Source organism: Arthrobacter sp. Z4-13, assembly GCF_054792705.1.
In genome coordinates this window covers 1206106-1217383 of record NZ_CP096459.1, presented here as the reverse complement: position 1 = coordinate 1217383, position 11278 = coordinate 1206106, and the positions used below count along the sequence as shown (strand labels likewise).

General features: G+C 66.9%; 7 protein-coding genes. All 7 read right to left on the bottom strand.

The features are described from left to right. Positions 1-61: 61 nt before the first annotated feature. The 7 genes from M1E07_RS07390 to M1E07_RS07360 all read right to left on the bottom strand — a co-directional run bounded on the left by M1E07_RS07390 (position 62) and on the right by M1E07_RS07360 (position 11255). Complete coding sequence (locus M1E07_RS07390) at positions 62-1771, bottom strand: serine/threonine-protein kinase (RefSeq protein WP_461189603.1); 1710 nt, start codon at positions 1769-1771, stop codon at positions 62-64. After that, complete coding sequence (locus M1E07_RS07385; RefSeq protein ID WP_461189602.1) at positions 1768-3711, bottom strand: FHA domain-containing protein; 1944 nt, start codon at positions 3709-3711, stop codon at positions 1768-1770. The genes M1E07_RS07390 and M1E07_RS07385 overlap by 4 nt, the downstream gene beginning before the upstream one ends. Further along, positions 3698-4666 (bottom strand): PP2C family protein-serine/threonine phosphatase, encoded by a 969-nt coding sequence (locus tag M1E07_RS07380; RefSeq protein ID WP_461189601.1) that lies wholly within the window; start codon positions 4664-4666, stop codon positions 3698-3700. The genes M1E07_RS07385 and M1E07_RS07380 overlap by 14 nt, the downstream gene beginning before the upstream one ends. After that, complete coding sequence (locus tag M1E07_RS07375; protein WP_461189600.1) at positions 4663-5997, bottom strand: RDD family protein; 1335 nt, start codon at positions 5995-5997, stop codon at positions 4663-4665. Before M1E07_RS07375 ends, M1E07_RS07380 begins: the two co-directional genes overlap by 4 nt. Before the next feature lie 299 nt (positions 5998-6296). Beyond that, positions 6297-8888 carry a transglutaminase-like domain-containing protein gene (locus M1E07_RS07370; RefSeq protein WP_461189599.1) on the bottom strand — a complete coding sequence of 864 codons (2592 nt, stop codon included), beginning with the start codon at positions 8886-8888 and terminating at the stop codon, positions 6297-6299. Beyond that, positions 8885-10216 (bottom strand): DUF58 domain-containing protein, encoded by a 1332-nt coding sequence (locus M1E07_RS07365; protein ID WP_461189598.1) that lies wholly within the window; start codon positions 10214-10216, stop codon positions 8885-8887. The genes M1E07_RS07370 and M1E07_RS07365 overlap by 4 nt, the downstream gene beginning before the upstream one ends. A gap of 67 nt (positions 10217-10283) precedes the next feature. Continuing rightward, positions 10284-11255, bottom strand: a complete 972-nt coding sequence (locus M1E07_RS07360; protein ID WP_461189597.1) for an AAA family ATPase — start codon at positions 11253-11255, stop codon at positions 10284-10286. Positions 11256-11278 lie beyond the last annotated feature (23 nt).

The window sequence follows — 11278 nt, the reverse complement described above, 5'->3', positions numbered from 1 at the left end:
GTAATACGTCGTCATGCTTGTGCTTGAGCTTGTTGTGCTGTTGCCTGCGAACGCTCGCGGCTCACCGGCCGGTGCAGCCGATGGAGCTCTGCTCCATCGGGGAGAACGCGCCGTCCGAGCGCACGATCATTACCTGGATACAGGTCTCCCCCGACGGATTGGGCTTCACCCGCACGGGAGCCTTGTCAATGGACTGGTATTCGCCGCCGCCCCCGATGGTGTAGACCCGCCACTTGTACGTGTCTCCCTCTTTGGGCTGCGGATTCACCCAGCTAAAGGAGGCATTGCCGTCACCTGCAATCGTCCCGGTGAGGCCTTCGACGTCGGGGACCGTGCCGTTATCGAGGGCATCTGCCGGCGGCTTGCTGGCTTCCTGGCTCTGCACGGCCTTGGGTGCGTCCGGTGCGGCGTTGGCCACCACGATGCCCACCACCGCAGCCAAGGCCAGAAGGGTACCGCCGGAGATGGCCAGCCACAGGTTGCGTTTCCCTTGGTCGGCACCGGAAGTGGTGGCAGCAGCGGGTTCCTCCACCCTGCCGGGCCGGTGGACGGTGGTGTCGGCCGCGCCGCCGTCGTCGGAATCCCTGGTGTCCTGAAAGCCGCCGTCCCGGGGAAGGCCGGGAGTAACCGCCGCACTGCCGGCGTTACCCCGAAGCACCGTGGCCTGGCCCCAGTCCTGGGGCTGCGGCGCGGGAGCTGACGGCGTGAAGGGTGCCACCGGGGTCAGGACGCCCGGCGGATTAAAGCGCGACGGCGGGGCCTCCTTTTCAGGGACTTGCGGCCGGGTGCGGGCCGGGAAAGTGGGCGCGCTCCCGGTCCGCTCCGGATCAATGGCAGCGATGCTTCGCACCCGGGTTTCCTCGGCGCCGTCATCAGGGTGGCTGTCCTCCTGGTGCGGCTCCTCAAGGACTTCGAAGGGCGTGACCGAGAGGTTGAGTTCGGCCTGGATACGCTGCAAGGCAAGGGCGAAGGCGTGGGCGGAGGAGTACCGGGACTGCGGTGACTTGGCCATGGCCGTTGACAAGGCCAGTTCCAGGGATGCGGGGACATCTGCGCGGCCCAGCCGTGGCAGCGGAGTGTTGCTGATCCGGTTGATCAGCTCGCGCTGGGAATTATCCGCCCCCGGCATTACAAAGGGCGACCGGCCGGCCAGCAGGGTATAGAGCGTTGCGCCCAGGGCCCACACGTCCACCATGACGCCGTCCACGTTCCCGTCGGTGAACTGTTCCGGCGGGGACCACGGGATGGACATGCCAGAGTCCTCGTCGCTGTCCCCGGCCAGGGTTCCGGAGATGCCGAAGTCCGTCAGCGCAGGGCGGTTGTAATCCGTCACCAGGATGTTGGCAGGTTTGATATCGCGGTGGGCGATGCCGGCGCGGTGTGCGGTCTCCACCGCGGACGCCACTTGGATGCCGACGGCCAGGACCTCGTCCACGCTGAACCGCTGCCGCCGGTACCGGACGTCCAGGCTGGGCCGGGAGCAGTACTCCATGGCCAGGTAGGAATGCCCGGCGTCGGTGACCTCGGCTTCGAAGATGGTCACGATGTAAGGGTGCGATGACAGCTGGGCCATCAGGTTGGCCTCGGATTCGAACCGACGGCGGGCACCTTCGGTTTTCAGGTCCGAGAGCAGCACTTTGACGGCCACTTTGCGGCGGGGCCGGTCCTGTTCGTAAAGGTATACGTCGGAGAATCCACCGGATCCGAGCAGGCTGATGTAGGTGAACCCCGGAATGTGGGGCGGCGGCGCGGGCGGCCGTTTCGAACTCAAGGAATCTCCTCAAAACGCAGTGAGATGTTGTCGCCCAGCTCGGCAATGTCACCGTCAAGCAGGATCGCCATCTCGTTCTGGGCCAAGCGGCGCGGAGGTTGGCCCTCACGCACCAGGATGGTCCCATTGGTGGCCTTGAGGTCGCAAAGCATCACGTGCCAGCCTTCAAGCCGGACTTCAACGTGGGAGCGGGAAATGTCCCCGCCGGGACTGGCAACCTGGACGAGCTGGGGCATCCCTCCGCCCTGGACACGGGAAACCGATGGCTGCCGGCCGATCACCAGTGACTGGTCAAGGTCCACAAGTTCTCCGGTGGAGATGCGCATCCGTCCGAGGCGCGGGCGGGCAACCTGGACGGCGTCCGGGAGCAGTCCGGCGCCGCAGGTTCTACAGACGGCGCTTGTGGGCGGGTTGGCGTGGTCCTGGGGGCACAGCCGGGCCAGCACCAGCGGGCCGGCCGCGGAAACGTCCTGCTTTGCCGGGGCAGGGGGTGCGGCAATCCCTCCCAGGTTGCTTTTCATGACTGTCTGGCCGTCGTGGTCACGGTCGTATTCCGCGTGGCCTGCTGGGGATCCGGGCGCCACCGGGGCGACGGAATATGCGGAGGGCAGGGCCGAGAGCATGGGTGAGAGCACCACAGGGGGCGTGGCCGGCTCCCTGCCCGAGTCCGCTGTCCGCCAGGGTACGGAGTCGATGAGTCCGCCGGGTGAAGGCCGGACGGGTGCCGGGTCCCCTGAACCCGCGGAAGGCGTGTCCAGTACGACGGCGGTGGGTACGTCCGCCACCGCCGCCGGCTCATGCCCGTCCACCAGGGCAGCCGCTGCCGGAGATCCTCCAAGGCTGCCGGGCTTCGCGGGTGCAGCTGCTTCCTTCCGCTGGTCGGCGGCTTCCTGGTCGGCGGCTTCCTGCTCTGTTGCTTCCTGCCCTGTTGCTTCCTGGTTACCAGCTTCCCGGTTGCCTGCGCCATGGCGGGCTGCGTTATGGCTGGCTGCTTCGGGGCCGGCTGCTTCCGGGTCCTCGCGGACGGCCGCGTCTTCAATCCTTCGGACGACTGTCCGCTCCCACAGATGGTCGTAGGAGCTGGTCATTTCACTTGCAAGGACCTGCTCTGGCAGGACAGAAGGGCCAACCGCCCCTGCCGCTACGGCGTCGGATGCACTCCCAGCGGCACGGATAAAGTCCGGCTCGCCGCTGATCAGTGATTGGCCATCAACTTCCGGATCGCTTGCACCCGATGGGTCCAGTTTCTCCAGCGGGTCTGCACCGGCGCCGGAGTCCGAGTCGAAGTCCTCGTCGATCACCGCATAAACGGTCTCGGCCGAGGCCCCGTGCTCGGGTGCGACGGTGATTCCGGGAAGGTCTCCCGCTTCCGCCTGAACCGCCGGTTCAGCGGCGGGCCGGACATCCTGTTGTGGCTGGGCTTCCTGGTGGGTGGCAGTGGTAACTGCCGGTACAGTGCCGGGACGTGCAGGTTCGCCATCAGGTGCGAGCACGAGGGACTGCAGCAGCACCACGCCTTCTCCGATCGGCAACTCGGCGAGGCCGGCGCGGCCATGGTGCGAAGCGGTGCCCGGAGCAGCGGGGATGGTCAACCGGCACAGTCCGGGCAGATCCAGCCGCCGTTCGGTCCAGGTTGTCACGTCCCGGCCGTGCAGTTCCACTGCGGTGTCTGGTGTCTGGACTGTCACCTCCAGGTCCCCGCGCAGGAAAACCCGAAGGGGGCCGCCGAAATCGAGGATGCCGAAGGAAGGCATGTTGGCCAGCGATCCCCCGGAACTGCTGGTCACCGCGTGGAGGACCTCGTGTACTTCCGGCCGGCTTGCCAGCAGGTCCCAGAGTGCGGCTGTGAGCGCCGGCTGGGTGTCCGGCCCCAGGAGGACAACGGTGCGGGAGCGGACAATTCCCAGCCAGGTCCCCGGGGTGTAACTAACGGCGGTCATCGCCCGGTTCCTCACGCTCGTGTGCAGAGCCTTCGGCTGCAAAGTCTTCAGGTGCGGAGGCGGGATCTGCTGATGGCGCTGCTGGTGATTGGTCTGCCTGCTGGCCCGTTCGGGAACGGGGCAGGGTCACTTCGTCCTCGGCTGTGTCCGGGCGCGGGGCCGTGGTGGCTGCACCGGCGTCGTTCAGCACGTTCCGCGCGTCCACCACGATCACCGTGACGTTGTCCCGGCCGCCGCTGCGGAGCGAGGCCTGGATCAGGGCGTCCACGGCATCCTGGGGATGACCCACGGTGCTGAGGATCCGGAAGATGTGGTCGTCCGTCAGCTCGCCCGTGAGCCCGTCGGAGCAGATAAGGACGCGGTCCCCCTCCTCCACCGGCAGGAGCCAGTAGTCCGCTTCCGTCTCGTCCCCGGTACCCAGTGCACGAGTGACTACGTGCCGCCGCGGATGGACGATTGCCTGCTCAGCAGTAATTTCTCCGGCGTCCACAAGCTCCTGGACCTCGGAGTGGTCCACGCTGATCTGTTCGAACTTTCCCTGGCTGAGTCGGTAGGTCCGCGAGTCCCCGATGTTCATGACCAGCCAATAGGGCAAGCCCATCTGCTCAACTATGACCGCCCCCGCCAGCGTAGTGCCGGCACGCGCCCCGGTGGCCTCGCGGATGGAATTGTCCGCCCGGACCAGGTACTGCTGGAGGACGGCAGCCGTGACGCTTCGTTCCCCGGTGGTGAGTTGGGGAATTGCGGCCAAGGCACGGACGCACATGCCGCTGGCTATCTCGCCGGCCTCGTGGCCGCCCATCCCGTCCGCCACGGCGAATACCGGATCGGCGGCGATGTAGGAATCCTCGTTCAGTTCCCTGCGGAGTCCCCGGTCCGTCCCGTAGCCGACGCTCAGGCTGGGCCCCGCCCCCGGTTCGACGCTGGACGGAACGCTTGCGGGCTGTTGATTCATGCCTGTCCTAGGTAAAAAGTACGGTCTCCAAAGTGGACACTGGATCCCGGGGTAACAAATGCGGGCACCCCCGGTTGGAGGGGTGTGCGGCGGCCATCGGGGGTGGTTACGGCGCTGCCGTTGGTGGAGTTCCGGTCGGTCACCCAGACACCTGCCCCGTCCGTCAGCAGATGGAGATGAGTCTTGGAGATGGAGCGGCCGGCGTCGTCTACGGCGAGCAGCTGGGCCTGCTGTTCGCCGGCCTGGCCCACGGGGTTCCGCCCGACCAGAACGCTGCGGTCCAGCTGGAAGTCACGGCCGTCGTCGAGCCTTATCCGCAGGACCGCGGCGGGTGCGGGCGTGGCCGATCCGGGGCGGACCTGGGTGCGGTCCACGTCATCGTCTGGATGCTCGGCCCGCGGCCCTGGAGTCTGGAATGCGGAGGCCTGGAACGCCGAGGCCTGGAACGCCGAGGCCTGGAACGCCGGTGCCTGCAAGTCTGGAACCTGGTGATGTTCCGCCTGTAGCTCGGGGACGGTTCGCTGGGTTACCGCCGGCGCACCATGGAATGGAGACATCCCGGCAGCAGGAACCGCGGCCGGAGTAGCAGGGGCAGGAGCAGGGGCAGCGGGGCCGGGCACCTGCGGGACGGGGGCCGGGTGTGAGTTCTGGGCGTTGATGGCTTGGGGCACGTTGGCACCGGCCACCGGGGACAACACCTGCTGCACAGGCGGCAGGTCCATCGGCGCAAAACTGTAAGGCCCCTGGATGCCGCCAGTCGTGATGGGATCACGGCCTGCCTTGACGTCGAAGGCGAGGGTTTTCGCGGCAACATCGTGCCAGCCCCGAAGCCCGCTGTTTTTGTCCCAGCTGTTGGACACCACCACCAGCACTGCCCACACCGCGCCCACCAGCAGCAGCGGGGTGAGGACAAAAAATGCCGCCCCGAACCACTGGAAAACCACCACAAGGATCGCAGCGAGCAACGTCAGCAGGATGCCTGCGCCTGTGATCAGGCCGCGCAGGAAAACGGCACCGGCACCCGGTGCGTAGCCGTCATTGTCCGCACTCCTGATCCCCATCAATACATTGCCCAGGGTCTTGCCCGTCCGGGCTTCCCATCCCATCACCACGAACAGGTACACCAGGGTCACCCCCAGGCCAATGCCGCCGAACAATACCAATGAGGCGGTGTCGTAGATGATGAACCCGCCGCTGCGTGTGCGCGTGATGCCGGCGAAACCAAGGGTAAACGCCACCACGAGTACTGCCAGGGGCGGCAGCCAGTCGATAACGGCAGCGCCAAGCCGCTTGCCCGCCGTAGCCGGAACAAGCTGAAGGTTCACTGCCATTCCCGTTCCTCCCCCTGGACCCGCGCCCACCTGCACGGTGGACCCGCCGGCGATCACCCGGCCCCTGCCCGCATTGATGCCCACGGCCGGAAGTGCCGGGGGCCTTTCTACTACCGGGATAGTACCGGGAATCGCGGGCAGGTGCGCGGCGGGGGAACCGGGGCGGGGATCAGCAACCGGGAGAGGATGGCGGATGCTGCGCGCTGAGCGGTTGGGCAGTGGCGCTCCGCAGGCAGCGCAAAAAGCAGCCCCCGCGCGGATCAGTTGCCGGCAATGGGGGCAACGCCCGGCGTCGTCTGTCACTGGGTACTGGGTCCTTGCTGTGTTGTGTCGGGCAATGTTGCGTCCGGCGCCACGGAGCCCGGCGTTGCGGTTTCGCGCGTTGCGGCGTCCGGCGTGGCAGGACGAACAGCTGCTTCCGGGGCGGCAGGACGACGGCGGCCGGTCCCCTTGAGGGAGGGCAGCACGGGGAGTGCCAGCCTGGCGCCGCGGCGGCCGAGGAGGGTGCGCGCGTCCGCGAGCAGGGATCGTGGCGAGAACCTTGCCTGCTGACGGCGCCAGAATCCCACGGTGGACGTCATTTCCTTCAACGAGCCGTCAACAATGGTCCAGTACTCCCCGACGTCATCCTCGCTGGGCTGGCCGGCACCAAAGATCGATGCGTCGGCCCGCCTTGCCAGCATGGTGGTGGTGCCGCCGCTGGCGGGGAAGGCCTCGGCCAGCACTGCCGCGCTTTCGCGGCGCGTGGAACGGGTGTCGACGGCGGCCCCCATGTCGGTGGCAAGGCTCACCACCTCACTCCAGCCCCCGCCGACCCGCTGCGCAGGGTCACCTTCCCGGAAACGTGACTTCCGTCGTCGTGCTTTAAGCAACGCAATCAACAACAGCGGCAACGCGAGGATGGACAGTGGGATCAGGGCGACGCCCAGGGCGCCAAGGAGCGCTCCCCAGAACAGCCAGGGGTTGTTCTTCTTCTGGTCCGCGTCCAGGGCATCCGGCGAAGAGTCCGGCGGCAGGTCCGCGGGTTCCTGCGGCGGGGGCGGCGGCTGCAGGACCTGGGGCTTGGGCTTGGACTTGTTTTCGGGATCCGGCGGGATGGGGACGTTGTCCTTGGGCGGAGTGGGGTCGAAGCTGACCCAGCCCACCCGCTCGAAGGCGACCTCCACCCACGCATGGACATCCTTGCCGGTGATTTTTACTTCCCCGGCGCCGTTTTCCGGGCTCGTCGGATCAGGGTAGAAGCCCATCACCACCCGCGACGGGATGCCGAGGTGGCGCAGCATCAGGGACATCGCCACGGCGTACTGCTCGTCGTCACCCAGCATCTGCTTGGCCGTCAACAGGTTCCTGATGCGTGCAGAGCCATGACCGGAGACGCTGGGCAGCTGCCCTTCGCTGACCAGGCCGTTGCTGAACGCCCCCGTCTTCTGGAAGTGGGCTTCAATCTGGCGCACCCGGTCGATGGCCGTGGGGGCATCCGCCGAGAGGTCGTTCGCCTGGGATGCCACCACCGGCGGCACCTCAGCCGGGCCCGGCAGGGACACCTGGGCGAAGTCGTACTGTGTCAGCTGGCCGTGTTCGAGCTTGACGGGATCGGACACCTGGACGCTGTAGGAATCGCCCTTGGACAGCCCGTTGGTGGTCACTGCGGTATCAGTGCCGGAGTTGAAGTAGAGGCCCGAAGCCGCCAGGGAGGCGCCTTGGTCAAAGCTGATACCGGTGGTCTTGCGGCCGCCGGGAACGAAGAAGCCCTGGTAGTCCTCGATGGTGATGCCAATGGAGTAATCGTTGGTGGGAACAGCTCCGGACGTGTCGGCGAGGGTGTTGATGGACTCGGTGTCGCCCACCTTGCTGAAGTTGCCCGAGCCGTTGGGATCCATGTTGTAGTTGGTGCCGTTAAAGGCATCCAGTGCGCCCAGCCGCACCCGGCCGTCGCGGGGCAGCCCCTTGACCACAAACAGCGTGTCGTCCTTTTTGTCTTTGACGAACGTGCGGAAACTCGCGAGCGGTGTGATGTAGTCCTTGGGATCGAACGGCGGGACCACAACGTTCCGGAGGACCTTCCGGTCTCCCCCGGCGGTCACCAGCGGAGCGGACAGCGCAGTGACCGCCACGCTGGCGGCGATTACTCCCGCGGCCATGCCCAGCCTGCGCAGCTTGGCCCGCTGCGCGGTGGCCGAGTCAACTTGCGGGTTGTTGACAGCCACTTTCCGGCTGCTGCTTCTTCGGACCGCATCCCGGCGGAAGGTCGCCCATGCAATGCCCAACACCGTCAGGCCGATGCCGCGCTCAAGGGTGAGGAAGGCGGCGTTGGTGCTGAAGGCGATGCCTGTGACAAAGAGGACCAATACCGGGATCAGCGGAAGGTAAGGGCTCCTGGCCCGCCAGGTCAGGACCGCAGCCACCAATGCCATGATCATGGAGCTCAGGAACGGGACGATGAGTACGCCCCCGGCTGTTCCCACCGGGACGCCGACGGTCAGCATGTCCTTCCAGGCGAACACGATGCCCAGGAGGAGGATCCGCAGCGAGTCCAGGGTGGGCACGAAGCCGGCGATGGCCGAGTCCGGCACAGCCAGCACCGTCCCGAACACCAGGTAGGCCCCCAGCACCAGGGCCGAGGTGATGAGCAGCCCCAGGCGAAGGTGCGCGTTGAGGACGCCGATGGCCAGGCCCAGGACGATCCCGCCAAAGCCGGACACGAGGTAATACGGATCGCCGCCGAAGCTGAGCCCGAAGCCAAGCAGTCCCAGCCCCAGGAGTAGTGTCAGGGCGCCCGTGTCGAGCAGGAAATGCCAGGGCGGCTGGCCGTCTGCGAAGGGTGATCCCTGGGTGCCGCGTGGCTGCCGGGCAGATGCGGTGCGCGGGCGCAGGCCGGGCGCGGAAGTCATGCTGCCGCCTTTCGAAGAACGATGCCAAGGTCGGCGAGGTCGCCCAGGGTGAGCACTGTGAGGTCGGCGATGTTCGCCCTGCTCGATGCGGCGCCGGCCTCCACGCGCACGGCGAGGCTGCGCACACCGGGTGGCACGGAGGCGGCGGCGGACCGGAGCTGGGTGGCGGTCACGTTGCTGCCCACCACAAAAAAGACCACAGAGGCGTTGGGAACAGTGTCGGCGAGCGTCCGGGCGAGGTCGACGGCGGTGCGGCGCATGGGTGCCCCCACGATCCGGGTCATGTCGTCCAGCATGTTCCGGCCCGTTTCGCAGCGCAGCGGGCCTTTCTGCGTGAGGACGTCCAGCTCACGCTGCTCGCGGATGGCCTGCCGGCCGATGGAGGCGGCAGCGGAGATGGCCATCTCGAACTCCTCTTCCGATGCGTATTCATCGGTGTTGATGGACAGGGACACAGCCAGGTGGGCGCGGCGGGTCTCTTCAAACTGGCGGACCATCAGCTTGTTGGTCCGGGCCGTCGTTTTCCAGTGGATGTGCCTTCTGTCATCCCCCGGGACGTAGTCCCGCAGGGCATGGAAGGACACATCGGCGCTGGACAGCTCAGTGGTGGGCATGCCTTCGAGGTCACGGATAAAGCCGGCAGCCGACCCCGCGATGGCTACCGTGCGGGGATGGACGAAGAGGTCCTCCGGCTCGGTCCACAGGACCTGCCGGCGCAGGAGGTGCAGCGGGTCAGCGCGGACTGAGCGCACCGGGCCCACGACGATCACGGCGCGGCGCGCAGTGGGAATGGTAAAGAGGTCCTCATGGACCTGCTGCGGCTTCATCCGGGGCAGGTGGAAGACGGCCGTGACGCCGCCCACCGGCAGCTCCACCGCCGCGGGCAGCAGTGGGCGGTTGGACGTATTGGTGACAGCGATGCTGCCTACGGCGCTGTCCCCCACGGCAACCCTTGTCCGGGCAAGGTCGAGGACTACACCGTAGGTGGACCTGCCCAGGATGAAGACCACGGCAAGCACGAACATCACAAAGGCCGCCACCGCTGCTGCCTTGGCTTCCTGCCAGCCATAGGCCTGCCCGGCAGTCCACAGCAGGACGGCTGCCGCAAGAACGGACCAGCCCAGCACGCTGACCACCGAGAGCACGGGCCAGGCGTACTTCAGCCAGGCCCCGCGGACAGCTCGCCAGGCAGGAGCCACGGCGAGTCCTGCCGTTGTGGAGGCCTCGGCCCAGACGGCAGAGGGATGCAGGGCCGCAGGGTGGCCTTTCCTGAGGAAGGGCTGCTTGAGACGCTCCGCGATCCGGGTCAACGGGGTGCCGCTGGACATATGTGTGCCTTCTTGTTGTGCTGGTTTGAGGTTGTGCCGGGCTTGTGCCGGGGTAAGGGCTGCGGCGTCAGGCGTTGGTGCGCTGCTGCGGTGCGGCGACGTCCGCCAGGATTCGGGTCAGCACGGCTTCGGCGGTGGCGCCTGAGAATTCCGCTTCGGGGTCCATCACAAAACGGTGGGTCCACACCACCGGGGCCAGTTCCTTGACGTCGTCCGGAAGGACGAAGTTCCGGCCCTGGGCGGCTGCCCAGACTTTCGCCGCGCGGACCATGGCCAGTGCGCCGCGCACCGAGACTCCAAGACGGGTTTCCGGGGCGCTGCGGGTCTCTTCGCAAAGCCGGGAAATGTATTCCAGGACCGCGGTGTCCACATGCGCGGTGGCGGCAAGGTCGGCCATGTCCGCCACTGCCTGGGTGGTGATGACGGCGGAGAGTTCCTGGGAGCGGTCCTTCAGGTTCGACCCGCCCAGGAGCCGCACGGTGGAGGCGTGGTCCGGGTAGCCGATGGAGGTCTTGATCAGGAAGCGGTCCAGCTGGGCCTCGGGCAGGCGGTAGGTGCCGGCCTGTTCGATGGGGTTCTGCGTTGCCATCACCATGAACGGCCGGCCGGCCTCGTAGGTGACGCCGTCCACCGTGACCCGCGATTCTTCCATGACCTCCAGCAGCGCCGACTGGGTCTTCGGCGAGGCCCGGTTGATTTCATCAGCCAGGACGATGTTGTTGAAGATCGGGCCCTTGTGGAACTCGAACTTCTGCGTCTTCTGGTCATAGATGGTTACACCCGTGACGTCCGAGGGCAGCAGGTCCGGGGTGAACTGGATGCGGTTGTTGGAGCCCTGCACCGTGGCAGCCAGGGCCCGGGCCAGGGAGGTCTTGCCGGTGCCGGGGGCGTCTTCGAACAGCACGTGGCCTTCGGCGAGCATGGCCGTGAAGGTCAGCCGGATAACGTGTTCTTTGCCCAGCACTGCCTGCCCCACGTTGGCGACAAGCTTGTCGAAGGTGCCTGCAAACCAGGCGGCCTGCTCGGTGGTCATGGTCATGATGTAGTCCTTTTCAGTCTTGG